At 69.6% G+C, this 15,172-nt stretch carries 18 protein-coding genes; 5 read left to right on the plus strand and 13 right to left on the minus strand.

Going from position 1 to position 15,172, the window contains the following annotated elements; translation table 11 throughout:
• Window positions 1-6: 6 nt before the first annotated feature.
• From NM1_RS43920 to NM1_RS11370, 9 genes are all read right to left on the minus strand, one after another.
• Window positions 7-675: an amino acid ABC transporter permease gene (locus NM1_RS43920; RefSeq protein WP_068017862.1), complete on the minus strand. Its 669-nt coding sequence runs from the start codon at window positions 673-675 to the stop codon at window positions 7-9.
• Between the two features lie 3 nt (window positions 676-678).
• Window positions 679-1,476 (minus strand): transporter substrate-binding domain-containing protein, encoded by a 798-nt coding sequence (locus NM1_RS43925; protein ID WP_246011356.1) that lies wholly within the window; start codon window positions 1,474-1,476, stop codon window positions 679-681.
• A 188-nt stretch (window positions 1,477-1,664) separates the two neighbouring features.
• A complete protein-coding gene (locus tag NM1_RS11340) occupies window positions 1,665-2,177 on the minus strand; it encodes a TM2 domain-containing protein (protein ID WP_068017867.1) in 513 nt (170 codons plus the stop codon).
• A 76-nt stretch (window positions 2,178-2,253) separates the two neighbouring features.
• The gene (gene lgt, locus NM1_RS11345; RefSeq protein ID WP_068017868.1) at window positions 2,254-3,474 is read right to left on the minus strand and encodes a prolipoprotein diacylglyceryl transferase; all 1,221 of its coding nucleotides are present in this window, start codon (window positions 3,472-3,474) and stop codon (window positions 2,254-2,256) included.
• A gap of 125 nt (window positions 3,475-3,599) precedes the next feature.
• Entirely contained in the window at window positions 3,600-4,391 is a 792-nt protein-coding gene (gene trpA / locus NM1_RS11350; RefSeq protein ID WP_068018182.1) for a tryptophan synthase subunit alpha, read from the minus strand.
• A gap of 44 nt (window positions 4,392-4,435) precedes the next feature.
• Entirely contained in the window at window positions 4,436-5,677 is a 1,242-nt protein-coding gene (gene trpB / locus NM1_RS11355; protein WP_068017872.1) for a tryptophan synthase subunit beta, read from the minus strand.
• Window positions 5,674-6,498, minus strand: a complete 825-nt coding sequence (gene trpC / locus NM1_RS11360; protein ID WP_068017876.1) for an indole-3-glycerol phosphate synthase TrpC — start codon at window positions 6,496-6,498, stop codon at window positions 5,674-5,676. The genes trpB and trpC overlap by 4 nt, the downstream gene beginning before the upstream one ends.
• Window positions 6,499-6,648: 150 nt before the next feature.
• Window positions 6,649-7,353 carry a TIGR02234 family membrane protein gene (locus NM1_RS11365; RefSeq protein WP_068017879.1) on the minus strand — a complete coding sequence of 235 codons (705 nt, stop codon included), beginning with the start codon at window positions 7,351-7,353 and terminating at the stop codon, window positions 6,649-6,651.
• A complete protein-coding gene (locus NM1_RS11370; protein ID WP_068017884.1) occupies window positions 7,350-8,912 on the minus strand; it encodes an anthranilate synthase component I in 1,563 nt (520 codons plus the stop codon). Before NM1_RS11370 ends, NM1_RS11365 begins: the two co-directional genes overlap by 4 nt.
• 327 nt (window positions 8,913-9,239) lie before the next feature.
• On the opposite strand from NM1_RS11370, the gene NM1_RS11375 reads away from it, so the two are divergent.
• The 4 genes from NM1_RS11375 to NM1_RS11390 all read left to right on the plus strand — a co-directional run bounded on the left by NM1_RS11375 (window position 9,240) and on the right by NM1_RS11390 (window position 11,337).
• Window positions 9,240-9,464: a hypothetical protein gene (locus NM1_RS11375; protein ID WP_246011357.1), complete on the plus strand. Its 225-nt coding sequence runs from the start codon at window positions 9,240-9,242 to the stop codon at window positions 9,462-9,464.
• An 80-nt stretch (window positions 9,465-9,544) separates the two neighbouring features.
• On the plus strand, window positions 9,545-10,006 hold the full coding sequence (locus tag NM1_RS11380) for a peroxiredoxin (protein WP_068017890.1): 462 nt from the start codon (window positions 9,545-9,547) through the stop codon (window positions 10,004-10,006).
• Window positions 10,007-10,064: 58 nt separating this feature from the next.
• Window positions 10,065-10,670, plus strand: a complete 606-nt coding sequence (locus tag NM1_RS11385) for a permease (protein WP_068017893.1) — start codon at window positions 10,065-10,067, stop codon at window positions 10,668-10,670.
• 157 nt (window positions 10,671-10,827) lie between these two features.
• Window positions 10,828-11,337, plus strand: coding sequence for a MarR family winged helix-turn-helix transcriptional regulator (locus NM1_RS11390; RefSeq protein WP_174556865.1), 510 nt, complete (start codon window positions 10,828-10,830; stop codon window positions 11,335-11,337).
• Here NM1_RS11390 and hisI read toward each other — a convergent pair.
• Genes hisI through priA form a run of 4 tightly spaced genes read right to left on the minus strand, consistent with a single transcriptional unit; the run spans window position 11,328 to window position 14,161 of the window.
• Complete coding sequence (gene hisI / locus NM1_RS11395) at window positions 11,328-11,675, minus strand: phosphoribosyl-AMP cyclohydrolase (RefSeq protein WP_068017898.1); 348 nt, start codon at window positions 11,673-11,675, stop codon at window positions 11,328-11,330. The two genes, NM1_RS11390 and hisI, sit on opposite strands and share 10 nt — an antisense overlap.
• Window positions 11,676-11,710: 35 nt before the next feature.
• Window positions 11,711-12,484 (minus strand): imidazole glycerol phosphate synthase subunit HisF, encoded by a 774-nt coding sequence (gene hisF / locus NM1_RS11400; protein ID WP_068017904.1) that lies wholly within the window; start codon window positions 12,482-12,484, stop codon window positions 11,711-11,713.
• Window positions 12,481-13,425 carry an inositol monophosphatase family protein gene (locus NM1_RS11405; RefSeq protein ID WP_084519432.1) on the minus strand — a complete coding sequence of 315 codons (945 nt, stop codon included), beginning with the start codon at window positions 13,423-13,425 and terminating at the stop codon, window positions 12,481-12,483. Before NM1_RS11405 ends, hisF begins: the two co-directional genes overlap by 4 nt.
• Window positions 13,426-13,429: 4 nt before the next feature.
• Complete coding sequence (priA, locus tag NM1_RS11410; protein WP_068017907.1) at window positions 13,430-14,161, minus strand: bifunctional 1-(5-phosphoribosyl)-5-((5-phosphoribosylamino)methylideneamino)imidazole-4-carboxamide isomerase/phosphoribosylanthranilate isomerase PriA; 732 nt, start codon at window positions 14,159-14,161, stop codon at window positions 13,430-13,432.
• A 229-nt stretch (window positions 14,162-14,390) separates the two neighbouring features.
• Between priA and NM1_RS11415 the strand changes: the two genes are divergently transcribed.
• Complete coding sequence (locus NM1_RS11415) at window positions 14,391-14,870, plus strand: Rv1363c family protein (protein ID WP_068017920.1); 480 nt, start codon at window positions 14,391-14,393, stop codon at window positions 14,868-14,870.
• The last annotated feature ends 302 nt before the right edge of the window (window positions 14,871-15,172 follow it).

Genomic DNA, 15,172 nt, shown 5'->3' on the forward strand with positions numbered 1-15,172 from the left:
CCGGCGTCACCTGGCGACATGTCGTGCAAGCCGGGTTTCCAGGCGAGTTTGCGCGAATCCGAGGATCAGGCAGATTACCCAGTAGTAGATCGCCGCGACCCCGTAGAGGGCGAAGAAATCGAAGGTCGGCGCGGCCGCCAATTGCGCCGTCCGCAACAATTCGGTTACCAGGATGGTCGAGGCCAGCGAGGTGTCCTTCACCAGCGAGATGAGCGTATTCGACAGCGGCGGCACCGCGATGCGCGAGGCCTGCGGCAGGATGATCGAGCCCAGGGTCTGCACGTGCGACAGGCCCAGCGCCTGCGCCGCCTCCCACTGGCCGTGCGCGACCGACAGAATCGCGGCGCGAATCACCTCCGCGGCATAGCCGCCGACGTTGAGACTGAACGCGATCACCGCTGCGGGGAACGGGTCGATCACGATGTTCAGCTGCGGCAGCGCATAGAACACGATGAACAACTGCACCAGCAGCGGGGTGCCGCGAATGATCGAGATATAGAAGCGTGCGGCCGCCGCGACCGGCCACAGCTTCGACATCCGCGCCAGTGCCACGAACAGCGCGAGCACCAGGCCGATCGAGAAGCTGATCGCGGTCAGCGGCAGCGTTTTGGTGATCGTCGCCTGCAGCATCGGCTGCAGGTTGTGACGGATGAGTTCCCAGGTGGCGGGGTCCATGCGCTACTTGCTGACGTCGGTTCCGAAGTACTTGTCGGAGATCCGCGCCAGGGTGCCGTCGGCGCGCAGCGCGTCCAGGGCGCCGTTGACGTCGGTGGTCAGGCTGCCGGAATCCTTGCGGGCGGCGAAGGCCTGGCGGCTGGTCTCACCGGTCTTACCGGCCACCTTCACGCTGCCCTGCCCGTTCTGCTTGGTGTACGCGCCGACCGCCAGCGTGTCGTTGACCGTCGCGTCGACTCGGCCGTCCTTCAGCAGCTGGACGGCCTGCACGAAGCCCTCCACGGCCTCCACCTTGCAGCCGACGCCCGAGGCGACCTTGCTCCAGTTGCTGGTCGAGGACTGCGCGCAGGTCTTGCCGTTGAGGTCGCCGAGGGCCGCGATGCCGGAGTTGTCGGCACGGGTCACGATGACGCCGTCGGAGGTGGTGTACGGCTGCGACAGCGAGTACTTCTGCTCGCGCTCCGGGCTGACCGTCACCTGGTTGGCGACCAGGTCGAAACGCTTGGACTCCAAGCCCGCGAAGATGGCGTCCCACGGGGTCTGCACGAATTCGACGCGCTTGCCGAGCTTCCCGGCGACCGCCTGCACCACCTCGACGTCGTAGCCGGTGAGATTGCCGTCGGGCCCCTGGAAGCTGAACGGCGCATAGGTGCCCTCGGTGCCGACCTTCAGCACGTTCGGGTCGCTGCTGCTACAGGCGGCGGTCAGCCCCGTGGCGGCGGCGATGGCGAGCACGGCGGCGAACAGCTTGCGGCGCAATGGGGTACCTCTCCAGCGGGCGCGGGCGGTTCCCACGCGCACGACACACAGAACCGCCACAGCCTACGACATGCGACAACGCTGATACATAATTACACGCACGGTGAGCTGAACCTGATCCCCGCCTCACGGCCCCAGGGGGCCGTGAGGCGGGGAATGCAGGGCGCCTGCGAGTAAAGTTAGAAACCCCGAGCGCCTGCAGTAAAGCGGGGAATGCTGGACGCCCCCGCTCAGCTTTCCTGCAGAGGCCGGCCGTACTGGTCGCGGACCTTGCCGGTGAGGATCATGATGCCGTCGATGAGGGGCCAGATGCCGCCTATGCCGCAGGTCAGCCAGGTTACGGCGATCTGGGCGACGGCCAGGCCGGGGTAGCCGAGGTAGAAGCGGCCGACGCCGAAGCTGCCGAGGAAGATCTGCAGCAGGCCCGCCACCATCTTCGACTTGTCGGAGTACGGCTCGCCGTACATATTGCGGCCGAACGGCGCCTCCGGGTCCATGCCCGGCATGCCGTACGGCGCGGGCGGATAGCCGCCGGGCGCACCGTAGGGCTGGCCGTACTGCGGCTGTCCGTAGGGATTCGGCTGGCCGTACGCATCCATCGGCGGCTGCTGCTGGCCGTACGCATCCATGGGCGGCCCGGCGGGTTGCCCCATCGGCTGCCCGGGTTGCCCCATGCCCGGGCCGGTTCCGGGCGCGCCGTACTGCGGCCCGTATCCCGGCTGCTGCTGGTAGGGGTCGGTCACTCAGGTCCTCCTAGTTTGCCCGGGCCCGCCTCGACGGCCCGGTCTCCCGTCCCGCCGCACGGCCGCGGCGGTCGGGTCAAAGCTTGCCCGACTCCGGCGGTTTCGTCGCGCCGGACGCCCCACCGTTGGCGGCATTCGCTGGGTTATCGCTGACATCGGCGGATTCGTTGCGGTCAGCGACGGCGGATTCGGTGTCGCTCGCATCATTCCCGGACTCGGCCGCAGCATCTCCGGATCCGCCCGCGGCACCCCGAGACCCGGCTGTTTCGTCCTCGGAATCGCTCAGCCCGTCCGGCTCAGCGGCGTCGTTTTCGGATGTCTCGGGGCCGGGCTCCGCCGACTCCTCCGAGGTCTTCCCCTCTTTTGTCGAAACAGCCTCGGCGGCAGCGGCTTCCGACTCCGCTCCCGCCCGGCGGAGTGCGCCGAGTTGCCACGGCCACGGCCGGTTGCCGCCGGGCTCCAGCTGTGCGGCGGTCTCGCGGCCCTTGGTGGCGAGCACGAAATAGGCGATAGCGCAGAGGAATACCACCGCGGAGGTGAAGGAGTTGATGCGGATGCCCGCGATGTGCGTGGCCTCGTCGTCACGCAGCAGTTCCACCCAGAACCGGCCGAAGCAGTAGATGGCGACGTACAGCGCGAACAGGCGGCCGTGGCCGATGCGGTAGCGCTTGTCCACCCACACGAGCAGCAGCACGCCGAGCAGATTCCATACCAGCTCGTAGAGGAACGTCGGCTGTACGGTCTTCTCCACCACGCCGGTGGAGACGCCGTTCATCATGTCCAGCTGACCGTTGTCGTCGAAGCGCAGGAAGATCTGCAGGCCCCACGGCGCATCCGTGGCGCGGCCGTAGAGCTCCTGGTTGAAGTAGTTGCCGAGGCGGCCGATCGCCTGCGCCAGCAGGATCGCGGGGGCGATCGCATCGCCCAAGGCGGGCAACGGGATTCGGTACACCCGGCAGCCGATCCAGGCGCCGACGCCGCCGAGGAACACCGCGCCCCAGATGCCGAGACCGCCCTCCCAGATCTTCAGCGCGTTCATCGGGTGGCCGTCGTCGCCGAAGTACTTCTGCCAATCGGTGGCGACGTGGTAGAGCCGACCGCCCACCAGCCCGAAGGGCACCGCGAACATGGCGACGTCCAGCACCGCGCCCGGCTGCCCGCCGCGCTCGCGCCACCGCCGCTCGCCCCACCAGATCGCAGCGATGATGCCGACGATGATGCACAGCGCGTAGGCCCGCAGCGGGAACCCGCCGACGTACCACACCCCGCGCGGCGGGCTGGGTATATAGGCCAGCACCGCGGCCTGCGCCCCACCGTGCGCAACAACACTGTCTGCCAGGACTGGAAAAGTCACGGCCCCACCGTAACGGAACGGACGCTGAACGCACGTGCTGCCCTGCACTCGGCGTCGAAACGCTTTGCTCAGGAGGCGACGGGAGCCGAGCGCACACCCTCGGCGAGTTCGGCGGTGAGGGCGCGGACCCGGTCCATGCTGTCACCGGCCGCGGAGACCAGGGCCGAGCCGACGATGACTCCGTCTGCGTACGAGGCGATTTCGGCGGCCTGGGCGCCGTTGCGCACGCCGAGGCCGACGCCGATCGGGATGTCGGAGTGGGCCCGGACGCGCGCGCACAGCGCGGGAGCCGCCGAGGACACCGCGTCCCGGGCTCCGGTCACGCCCATCGTGGAGGCGGCGTAGACGAAACCGCGGGTGGCGTCGAGGGTCTTGGCGAGCCGCTCCTCGGTCGAGGAGGGCGCCACCAGGAAGATGCGATCGAGGTCGTGGGCGTCGGAGGCGGCCATCCACTCGTCGGCCTCTTCGGGGATCAGGTTCGGCGTGATCAGCCCGAGCCCGCCCGCTCCCGCGAGGTCGCGGGAGAACGTGTCGACGCCGTACTTCAGCACCGGATTCCAGTAGGTCATGACCACGGCCTTGCCCCCGGCGTTGCTGATCGCCTCGACCACGGCGAAGACGTCGCGCACCCGCACGCCGCCGCGCAGCGCCTGTTCCGCGGCGGCCTGGATGGTGGGCCCGTCCATCACCGGGTCGGAATAGGCGATGCCGACTTCGATGATGTCGCAACCGGATTCGACCATCGCGGTGCAGGCGGCGATGGAGCCGACCAGATCCGGATACCCCGCGGGCAGATAGCCGATGAGAGCGGCGCGGCCCTCGGCGCGGCAGGCGGCGAAGGTGCTGCCCGAGCGGCTCACGGCCGTCGGCGACGCCGTGCCGGAGGATTCGCTCGCACGCTCGCTCACTTCGCGTCCTCTCCGTACAGCCCGAACCATTTGGCCGCGGTATCCATGTCTTTGTCACCACGCCCGGACAAGTTCACGAGAATGGTTGCGCCCTCGCCCAATTCGCGGCCCAGCTGCAGCGCGCCCGCCACCGCGTGCGCGGACTCGATGGCCGGGATGATGCCCTCGGTGCGCGACAGCAGCAGCAGCGCGTCCATCGCCTCGGTGTCGGTGATCGGCCGGTACTCGGCGCGGCCGGTGTCTTTGAGGTACGCGTGCTCGGGGCCCACCCCCGGGTAGTCCAGACCCGCGGAGATGGAATGCGATTCGATGGTCTGGCCGTCGGAGTCCTGCAGCAGGTACGAGTACGCGCCCTGGAACGCGCCCGGCGTACCGCCGGTGAAAGTGGCTGCGTGCCTACCGGTTTCGACGCCGTCGCCCGCCGCCTCGTAGCCGATCAGCCGGACGCCCGGATCGTCGATGAAGGCGTGGAAGATGCCGATCGCGTTGGATCCGCCACCGACACAAGCGGTCACGGCGTCGGGCAGCCGCCCCGTCCGGTCCAGCACCTGCGCCCGCGCCTCCAGGCCGATGACACGCTGAAAGTCGCGCACCAGCAACGGGAACGGATGCGGGCCCGCGGCGGTGCCGAAGCAGTAGTACGTGTCGTCGGCGTTGGTGACCCAGTCGCGCAGCGCCTCGTTGATGGCGTCCTTGAGCGTCTGCGAGCCCGTGGTCACGCTGACCACCTCGGCGCCCAGCAGCCGCATCCGGGCCACGTTCAGCGCCTGCCGTGCGGTGTCGACGGCGCCCATGTAGACGATGCAGTGCAGCCCGAGCAGCGCGCACGCGGTGGCGGTGGCGACGCCGTGCTGACCGGCGCCGGTCTCGGCGATGACGCGGGTCTTGCCCATCCGCTTGGCGAGCAGCGCCTGCCCGAGCACATTGTTGATCTTGTGCGAGCCGGTGTGGTTCAGGTCCTCCCGCTTGAGCAGGATCCGGGCGCCACCGGCATGCTCGGCCAGCCGCGTGCACTCGAACACCGGCGACGGGCGCCCGGCGTAGTCGCGCTGCAGGCGATCCAGCTCGGCCAGGAACCCCGGATCGACCCGGCACTTGTCGTACTCCGCGGTGACCTCCTCGATCACCGCCATCAACGCCTCGGGCACGTGCCGCCCGCCGTAGACGCCGAAGTGGCCGCCCGGGTCGGGCTCGTGGCTGCGCTGGGTGACGCCCGCGCTGGCCGGGGGCAGAGTCATCGCGCCGCTCCCCGGCGCAGCGGCCGCGGGCAGGACGGATGGGTTCCGGCGGTCACCAGCTCCGAGACCGCGGCCCGCGGGTCGCCGCTGGTCACCAGGCTCTCGCCGACCAGCACCGCGTCCGCGCCGGCGCCGGCGTAGGCGAGCAGGTCGGCGGTGCCGCTGATGCCGGATTCGGCGATGCGGATGACCTCGGTCGGCAGGCCGGGCGCGATGCGGGCGAACACGTCGGTGTCCACCTCGAGGGTCTTCAGGTTGCGGGCGTTGACGCCGATGACCGAGGCACCGGCCTCCAGCGCGCGGTCGGCCTCCTCCTCGGTGTGCACCTCGACCAGCGCGGTCATGCCCAGCGATTCGGTGCGATCGATCAGCGAGGACAGCACGTCCTGCTCCAGCGCGGCCACGATCAGCAGGATCACGTCGGCGCCGTGCGCGCGGGCCTCGTGAATCTGGTACGGGCCGACGACGAAGTCCTTGCGCAGGATCGGCACGTCGACCACCGCGCGCACCGCGTCCAGGTCGTCGAGCGAGCCGTTGAAGCGACGGCCCTCGGTGAGCACGCTGATGATGCGGGCGCCGCCGTCCTCGTAGGCCTTCGCGAGGCTGGCCGGGTCCGGGATGTCGGCCAGCTCGCCCTTGGAGGGGCTGGCGCGCTTGACCTCGGCGATGACGCCGACGCCGTCCTGGTGCAGGGCGGCGTACCCGGGACGGGGCGAGGGTGCCGCGGCGGCGGCCTGCTTGACTGCCTGGAAATCCAGGACGGCTTCCCGAGCGGCCACATCCGCGCGGACCCCGTCGAGAATCGAGTCGAGTACCGTCATCTGGCTCGAATCCTTTCTGGGGAGACCGACTTGCTGCCTGAGAATCCCCCAAGGCGCTGTCTCACCGATGCAGGTAAAGAGTAAATGGCTATGTTCCCGACGCCGACGGCGGGGTGTTCCGCGTCGCATCTGTCCCGACTGGGATAATGCTCACCTTCCGGGCTGGTCGTCGGTGGGGTCGGTGCCCGCGTCGAGGGCGTCCCACAGCACGCGTTCGGACAGCTGGTCCGATGCGGCGGAGTCCGGCTGGGACGCCGCGGGTTTCGCCTGCTGCGCCGCCACCTGGTCGGCGGCCGCGGCGCGGCGGAACACCGGGTTGTCGTACTTGCCGGACAGCCGCGCCGTCTCCTCGGGCATGCGGGCCAGCAGCACTCCCGCCCCGAACGCCGCCACCGCGCCGACGAGGCTCAGCACCGCCGGGAACGCGGCCGAGGTCACCTGGTCCACCTGGGCGCGGGCGGGCAGCTCGGCCAGTGTGGCGGCCCGTTCGCCGAGCTTGCCCCGGCCGGTCACCAGCGCGAAACCGGGCACGGCGGCCACCGCGGCCAGCAGCGCGATCACCACGCCGAGCACCCGGCGCAGCCAGCCGCGGGTGGCGAATACCGCGGCGATCGCGGCCACCAGCACCAGGGCCAGCGGTGTCAGCGCACCGAACCACTCGCCGCCGTTCAGGTTGTTCGTGCGGGGCTCGGTGAGCCCGTCGGAGGACACCAGCGTCACCCACGTCATCCGCGACGAGGCCCACAGCGCGATGGCGGCCACGGCGAGCAGGAGTGCGGGGCCGACGGGGTACTTGCGCGGGGGCGAGGCTCCGGGAGAATGCGCTTGCGCCGGTTCGGGTTCCGAGGAGTTCATAGCTGCTCACCGTCGGGGTGGTCGGGGGTGAAGACGCGCACGGTCTTGGCCGCGGCGATAGCTTTCAACACAGCCATTGCCTTGTTGCGCGCCTCGTCGTCCTCGTATTCGGGCACGGAGTCGGCGACGATGCCCGCACCCGCCTGGACGTAGGCCGTGCCGTCCTTGAGCAGCGCGGTGCGGATCGCGATGGCGGTATCGGCGTCGCCGGCGAAGTCGAGGTAGCCGACCACCCCCGCGTAGGTGCCGCGGCGGGTCGGCTCCAGCTCCTCGATCAGCTCCATCGCGCGCACCTTCGGGGCGCCGGACAGCGTGCCCGCGGGGAAGCAGGCCCGCACGGCGTCCAGGGCGATCTTGCCCGGCGCCAGCCGCGCCGACACCGTCGACACCAGGTGCATGACGTGGCTGTAGCGCTCCACGTGCCGGTACTCGGTGACGCGCACCGAGCCCGGCGCGCACACCCGGCCCAGATCGTTGCGGCCCAGATCGACGAGCATCAGGTGCTCGGCGTTCTCCTTCTCGTCGGCCAGCAGGTCCTTCTCCAGCAGCAGGTCGTCCTCCTCGGTGGCGCCGCGCCACCGGGTACCGGCGATCGGATGCGTGGTGGCCACGCCGTCCTTCACCGTCACCAGTGCCTCCGGGCTGGACCCGACGATCGAGAAGGCCGTGCCGCCCTCGCCGTCCGGGATGTGCATCAGATACATGTACGGGCTCGGATTCGACGCCCGCAGCATCCGGTACACCTCCAGCGGACTGCCGTCGTAGTCCATCTCGAACCGCTGCGACAGCACCACCTGGAACGCCTCGCCCGCCTCGATCTCCTTCACCAGGCGGCGCACCCCGGCGCCGAACTCCTCGGTGGTGCGACGGCGGCGGTAGTCCGGTTCGGGCCGGTCGAACACCGACACCGTGGAGGCGGCGGGGGCGGCCAGCGCGGCCGTCATCCGGTCCAGCCGGGCCACCGCGTCGTCGTAGGCCTCGTCGACCCGCTCGTCGGTGCCGTTCCAGTTGACCGCGTTGGCGATCAGGGTGATCGCGCCCTCGTGGTGGTCGAATGCGGCCAGATCGGTGGCCAGCATCAGCACCATCTCCGGCAGCTGCAGGTCGTCGGTGGTCAGCTCGGGCAGCCGCTCCATCCGGCGCACGATGTCGTAGCCGAGGTAGCCGACCAGGCCGCCGGTCAGCGGCGGCAGGCCCGGCAGCCGCTCGGTGCGCAGCAGCTCCAGCGTCTCGCGCAGGGCGGCCAGCGGCTCACCGCCCGAGGGCGCGTCGGCCGGGGTGGTGCCCAGCCAGGCGGCCTGCCCGTCGATGACGCTCAGCGCGGCCCGACTGCCCGCGCCGATGAACGACCAGCGCGACCACGATCGCCCGTTCTCCGCCGACTCGAGCAGGAACGTGCCGGGCCGTTCCGCGCCGAGCTTGCGATAGGCCGACAGCGGAGTCTCCGAGTCGGCCAGCACTTTTCGGATGACCGGGACCACGCGGTGTTCGGCCGCGAGCGCGCGGAACTGCTCACGAGTCGTAGTGGTCCCCGGGCCGTCGGTTGCTGCGCCGTGCATCCCCTCATCATTTCAGGCGGTATACCGCGCCGACGTGTGCGGGGGTGGCCCGGCGGCCCGCCAGGCTACAAATCGGCCACGACGGCCAGCCACGCCCCGCACAGCCCCGAATAACTGGGGCGAACCCGCCGTGCCGAGGCGCGGCAATTCGGCACCGCCGCGCTCACTAGACTCGCGACGTTCGAAGTCGCACGCGGTATCCCTTGCAACGAGAGGAGTTCAACACAGATGTACCCCTCGCAACCGGTCGCACCGGAGGGTCCCCGGCACGCCGCCCCACCCACGATCGGAGGCCCCCTGCCCGGTCAGCCGCCCCGGATGGTGAATATGAACCACTCCTCGAGCGGCCAGAACCCGGCCAAGCACAATGCGCTCGCGTCGTTCGTGACCTACGTCAAGGCGATCGAGAACCTGGATCGCCACCGGTTCCCCGACGAGTACGCCGAGCACACCGACCGCATCCGGGAGCTCAAGCCGTTCCTGAAGGCGCACGGCATCCTCGACGTCATGGAGATCAAGAATCCGGAGGTCGCCGGAATCCTCGGCGTCTGATTCCGGCCGCGAAGCATGCCGGAATGACGGGGCGAGAGCGCGGTACCGGGCGCCGGGTGCGCCCGGTACTGTCGCTTCCTATGAAGACTGGCCAGCGCGCTCCCCAGTTCGATCTTCCCGACCAGGCCGGGATCGCCCGCTCCCTCGACGCCCTGCTCTCGGACGGCCCGCTGGTGCTGTTCTTCTTCCCCGCCGCCAATACCCCCGTCTGCACCGCCGAGGCGTGCCACTTCCGGGATCTGGCGAGCGAATTCGCGGCCGTGGGCGCCTCGTGCGCCGGCATCAGCGCCGATTCGGTCGACACCCAGGCGGGCTTCTCCGATAAGCAGCGACTGGGCTACCCCCTGCTGTCCGACCGCGACGGCGCGGTCGCCGAGCGGTTCGGGGTCAAGCGCGGCCTGCTCGGCAAGCTGGCTCCGGTCAAGCGGCAGACATTCGTCATCGATACCGACCGCACGGTCCTGAAGGTGATCACCGGTGAACTCCGGGCGAACGTCCATGCCGATCACGCCCTGAGCTTCCTGCGCGACCGAAACAGCTGATCCAAAACGCCGAGCCGAGACATTCCCCCGCACCGGGTGGTGCACATACGCTGTTGCCATGACTTCGCGGAGCGTGGAGCAAACATCCGGCAGTAAGCCCGCCACGACCACGTGGCGCAACCGGATCATCGCGGGGGTGGCGGTCGTGGCGGTGCTCGTGGCCGCCTACTTCATCCTCGCGGCGTTCATTCCGCGCTGGTGGGCACAGCGGATCGCGAACATGTCGGGCCACGGCAGCTTCGCCAAGGGCATCTGGTCCGGGCTGGCGCTGGGCTTCGTGTGCACCTTGGTGCCGCTGCTGCTCCTACTGTTCGCCGTCACCGTCTGGAAGCGGCGCGGCGGCCGGTTCCTCGCCGGTGTGGCGGCGGTGCTGGCGGTGGCCGCGGCGCTGCCCAATCTGATGACGCTCACCATCGTGCTGGGCGGCAACAACGCCGCGCACGCGGGTGAGCGAATCCTCGACGTGGATGCCCCCGGCTTCCGCGGCGCATCCCTGACCGCCGCCATCGTCGCGGCGGCGATCTTCCTGCTGCTGGTCTTCGTGGTCGTCCGCCGCCGATACCGCAAACGCCGGGCAGCCAAGCAGGCGCCGCAGCCGCAGACCGCCGAACCGGCCCCGCCCACCGAGGAATTCCAGCCCCGGGAAGACCCGCCGCTGCATTGAGGATCCACGTGATAGGTGTCACGTCATTGACTACACCCGTGACCCTCGAGCGAAATCATGGCAAACTTGATATCTGCCGGTGACTGATTTGAAGTTTCAATTATCGCTAGCTCTGCTAACGAATAAGCGTCACGCGGCTGCATTGAGAGGGCGCGATGTGACGAAGTGGCTGAATCCCATCGAACAGCGAGCTTGGCGGACTCTTGTCGCGCTGACGACTCGGCTACCAGCAGCGATGGATACGCAGCTGCAGCGCGAGTCCGGCGTGACGCATTTCGAGTACTTCGTGATGGCACTGCTGTCAGAGGAGGCCGGCCATCGCTTACAGCTGAGCGAACTTGCCTACAAAGCAAATGCTTCGCTATCCCGACTTTCCCACGTGGTAACAAAATTGGAGCGTCTCGGCTGGGCGCGCCGGGAAACATTGCGCGGACGACGCGGCGCCTACGCTGTCCTCACCGACGCCGGTTACCGGAAGGTCGAGGACTCCACGCCCGGCTACCTCGAGGCGGTCCGCGGGCTGGTATTCGACGGCTTGGACGCCGAGCAGACCGAGCGGCTGGTTCAGCTCGGTGAGGCGCTGGTCGATCAGATGGAATCCGGGATCAACCGCGGCATCGGCAGGTCGAACGGCCATCCGAGCCCGCCGGACAACGGTCAGGACTGAGCCGCCAGCAGCACGTCGCTGTCCCAGCAGGTGTGGGTGCCGGTGTGGCAGGCCGCGCCCTCCTGGTCCACGATCAGCAACACGGCGTCGCCGTCGCAGTCCAGGCGCACCTCGTGCACGTACTGCGTGTGCCCGGACGTCTCGCCCTTGACCCAGTACTGCTGCCGGGACCGGGAGTAGTAGGTCGCCTTGCGGGTCTCGAGGGTCCGGGCCAGCGCCTCGTCGTCCATCCACGCCATCATCAGCACGTCGCCGGTGTCGCGCTCCTGCGCGATCGCCGCGACCAGCCCGGCCTCGTTGCGCTTGAGGCGGGCGGCGACGGCGGGATCCAGACTCATGCAGACCTTTATATCAATGCCTGCGTGTCGGGCCGTCAGCGGACGGTGATGCCCTCGGCCCGCATCGCGTCCTTGACCTGGCCGATGGTGAGATCGCCGAAGTGGAAGACGCTGGCGGCCAGCACGGCGTCCGCGCCGGTCTGCACCGCCGGAGGGAAGTGCTCGACACCGCCCGCGCCGCCGCTGGCGATGATCGGCACCGAGACCGCCTTGCGGACCGACGCGATCATCGGCAGGTCGAATCCGGCCTTGGTGCCGTCGGCGTCCATCGAGTTCAGCAGGATCTCCCCGACGCCCAGTTCGGCGCCGCGCAGCGCCCATTCGATCGCGTCGATGCCGGTGCTGCGCTTGCCGCCGTGGGTGGTGACCTCCCATCCGGACGGGGTGGCCGGATTGCCGTCGGGGACCAGCCGTGCGTCGACGGACAGCACGATGCACTGCGAGCCGAACCGCTGCGACATCTCCCGCAGGATCTCCGGATTCGCGATGGCGGCGGTGTTGACCGAGACCTTGTCCGCCCCGGCGCGCAGCAGCCGGTCCACATCGTCGACGGTGCGCACGCCGCCGCCCACGGTGAGCGGGATGAAGATCTGCTCGGCGGTGCGGGTCACCACGTCGATCATGGTGCCGCGGTCGCCGGAGGAGGCGGTGACGTCGAGGAAGGTGAGCTCGTCGGCGCCCTGGGCATCGTAGGCGGCGGCCAATTCGACGGGATCGCCCGCGTCGCGCAGGTTTTCGAAGTTCACGCCCTTCACGACGCGGCCCGCATCGACGTCCAGGCACGGAATCACGCGTACGGCCAACGTCATGGCGCCTCCTCGGAGTTGTTGCCGCGACGCCCCGGGCTCCCGTCGTCCGCGCGAACGCCGGGATCCTCGTGCGCCACGGTGGATCCCGGCGCGATTCCGGGATGAGGAGTAGCGGCCGCGCTGTCGATCAGTTCGAGCAGTTCTCCGTGCACCCCGGGTGCGGCAGCGAGCACCGACCCCGAGGTGATGGTCCACGGTTCGCCGCGCAGGTCGGTGACCACTCCCCCGGCCGCGCGCACGAGGGCGACACCCGCCGCGTTGTCCCACGGATGGTGGCCGAAGACCACGGCCCCGCCGAGCACCCCGGAGGCGGTGAACGCCAGGTCGATTCCGGTGGAGCCGTGCATGCGCACTCGCCCCGACAACCGGCTCAGCGCCCCCAGCAGGTCGAAACGGAAGCGGCCGGGAATGCGGCCGTGGCTGTCGATATTGAATGCGCCGAAACCGATCATGGCGTCCGAGAGCCGTCCGGAATCCAAGGGCGGCAGCGGTTTTCCGTCCAGCAGCACCGGGCCGCCGACGGCCGCGGCGTACCGGCGGCCGAGCAGCGGCAGCCAGGTCAGTCCGAGCACCGGTTCACCGCCGTCGACCAGCGCCAGCAGCATTCCCGACAGCGGGTGTCCCGCAGAGTAATTGAAGGTGCCGTCGATCGGATCGAGCACCCAGGCGGTGCCCGAGGTCAGCTCCGGTCCGCCGAATTCCTCGCCGTGCACCGGGATTCCGGTCCGCTCGCGCAGCTGCGCCGAGAGCGTGCGCTCCAGCTCGAGATCCAGTTCGGTGGCGAAGTCGCCGCGGCCCTTGGCGACCGCGCTCGGCGCGCCGACGCCCTCCACGAAACGCGGTGTGGCCGAATCCAGTAGCTCGCTCGCGACGGTCAGCAGTCCGGCGAGTTCGGTGCCGGGGACGCCGCCCACCGGCCGGTCGCCGTTTTCGGTCGCCATACCCTCAGCGCACCGCGGCCAGCGCCTCGGGCAGCGTGAATCGCCCGGCGTACAGGGCCTTTCCGACGATCGCGCCCTCCACGCCCTCGGGCACCAGCCCGGCGATGGCGCGCAGGTCGTCCAGGGTGGAGACGCCGCCGGAGGCGATCACCGGGGCCTCGGTGGCATTGGTGACCTCGCGCAGCAGGTCGAGGTTCGGGCCGGTGAGGGTGCCGTCCTTGGTGACGTCGGTGACGACGTAGCGCGGGCAGCCGTCGCGCTCCAGGCGCTCGAGCACCTCCCACAGGTCACCGCCGTCGCTGACCCAGCCGCGCCCGCGCAGCCGGTACTCGCCGTCGATGATCCGCACGTCCATGCCCACGGCGATACGGTCCCCGTATTCGGCGATGGCGCGCGCACACCACTGCGGGTCCTCCAGCGCGGCGGTGCCGAGGTTGACCCGGGCGCAGCCGGTGGCCAGGGCCGCCTTCAGCGACTCGTCGTCGCGAATGCCGCCGGACAGCTCGACCTGCACATCGAGTTCGCCGACCACCTCGGCGAGCAGCTCGCGGTTGGAGCCGCGGCCGAAGGCGGCGTCCAGGTCGACCAGATGCACCCATTCCGCCCCGGCCTGCTGCCAGGCCAGCGCGGCCTCGCGCGGGGACCCGTAGCTCGTTTCGCTGCCGGCCTCGCCCTGAACCAGGCGCACGGCCTCCCCATTGGCGACATCGACGGCAGGTAGCAGCACAAGACTCACAAAAGCAGCCTACTGAACAGCGTTCCTGGTCTCGGCGCCGGGATGGCGCAAATAGGACGCCGGTCACGGCCATGCGCCGCGATCTGCGAGGTTTGCCCGGCCCTCCGGCGGGCAATACGAACTACGTTGTGCCGACCCACCGGCGAGAGTCCGGTCACACGCCGAACGTGCGTATCCTGGGGTCCGGCTCCCATAGTCCCCATCACGTCTACCACCAAGGATTTCAGTCATGCCCCGGATCACGCTGCGCCGCTTCGTGATTGCGCTGCCCCCGGCGGCGGTCGCGGTGGCCGCGCTGACCGTGATTCCACCGGCGGCCGCCGCACCCACCGATCCCGCCCAGCTGGCCGCGTGCGATTTCGGCCGCCAGCTCAGCACGTTCGACTTCAACGCCTACGACGACTACGACCAGCGGGTGCTGGACCGCTCCACCGGCCCTTTCCACGAGCAGTTCCAGGCTTCCGCCGCCGAGCGCCGCGCCCGCGCCACCGGCTCGCACACCATCGCCGAGGCGCGGACGGTCGAATGCCGCACCGAGACCTCCGATCCCGAGCACGCCGAGATCATGGTGACCGTCGACCAGTCGACCCGCAGCGACGTCACCCTGGGCCTGCCGCAGCCGATTCGCTCGAGCATGCGGGTGTACCTGGACAATGTCGAAGGCCGCTGGCTGGCCAGCCGGGTGGACCCGGTGCAGGCCATGCGGTAATTTCTGCCTCCGCTTCGCTGCGGCGGGTTTGGCTCTCGCTTCGCGGCCGGGGTTGGCAAGGTGGCCGGGTTAGGAGAGTACGGAGACGCGCTGCCGTGAAGGCTTAGGAACCAGAACCGGTTTCGGGTAGACCTGCTGTGAAGTAGCTGATCCATGTGGGGATGTCGAACGCGGTCGCTAGCAATGCCGGAATGTCGCCCATGGCAATCCCTTTCCACCGTGTCGTGCCTCGTCGGTGCGACGATAGCCCGGTCGGTAGCCGAGGCTTCGCCAGCACGCGAGGTTTCGGGCGTGGCCTAGCT

This window comes from Nocardia mexicana NBRC 108244, from assembly GCF_001613165.1.
Taxonomy (GTDB): domain Bacteria; phylum Actinomycetota; class Actinomycetes; order Mycobacteriales; family Mycobacteriaceae; genus Nocardia; species Nocardia mexicana.

Coding starts and splice junctions, on each gene's coding strand:
- NM1_RS43920 (WP_068017862.1), bottom strand. CDS start 675: ATGGACCCCGCCACCTGGGAACTCATCCGTCACAACCTGCAGCCGATG.
- trpB (WP_068017872.1), bottom strand. CDS start 5,677: ATGACTCTGCCCCCGGCCAGCGCGGGCGTCACCCAGCGCAGCCACGAG.
- trpC (WP_068017876.1), bottom strand. CDS start 6,498: ATGACGGTACTCGACTCGATTCTCGACGGGGTCCGCGCGGATGTGGCC.
- NM1_RS11365 (WP_068017879.1), bottom strand. CDS start 7,353: ATGAACTCCTCGGAACCCGAACCGGCGCAAGCGCATTCTCCCGGAGCC.
- NM1_RS11370 (WP_068017884.1), bottom strand. CDS start 8,912: ATGCACGGCGCAGCAACCGACGGCCCGGGGACCACTACGACTCGTGAG.
- NM1_RS11375 (WP_246011357.1), top strand. CDS start 9,240: ATGAACCACTCCTCGAGCGGCCAGAACCCGGCCAAGCACAATGCGCTC.
- NM1_RS11380 (WP_068017890.1), top strand. CDS start 9,545: ATGAAGACTGGCCAGCGCGCTCCCCAGTTCGATCTTCCCGACCAGGCC.
- NM1_RS11385 (WP_068017893.1), top strand. CDS start 10,065: ATGACTTCGCGGAGCGTGGAGCAAACATCCGGCAGTAAGCCCGCCACG.
- hisI (WP_068017898.1), bottom strand. CDS start 11,675: ATGAGTCTGGATCCCGCCGTCGCCGCCCGCCTCAAGCGCAACGAGGCC.
- hisF (WP_068017904.1), bottom strand. CDS start 12,484: ATGACGTTGGCCGTACGCGTGATTCCGTGCCTGGACGTCGATGCGGGC.
- NM1_RS11405 (WP_084519432.1), bottom strand. CDS start 13,425: ATGGCGACCGAAAACGGCGACCGGCCGGTGGGCGGCGTCCCCGGCACC.
- NM1_RS11415 (WP_068017920.1), top strand. CDS start 14,391: ATGCCCCGGATCACGCTGCGCCGCTTCGTGATTGCGCTGCCCCCGGCG.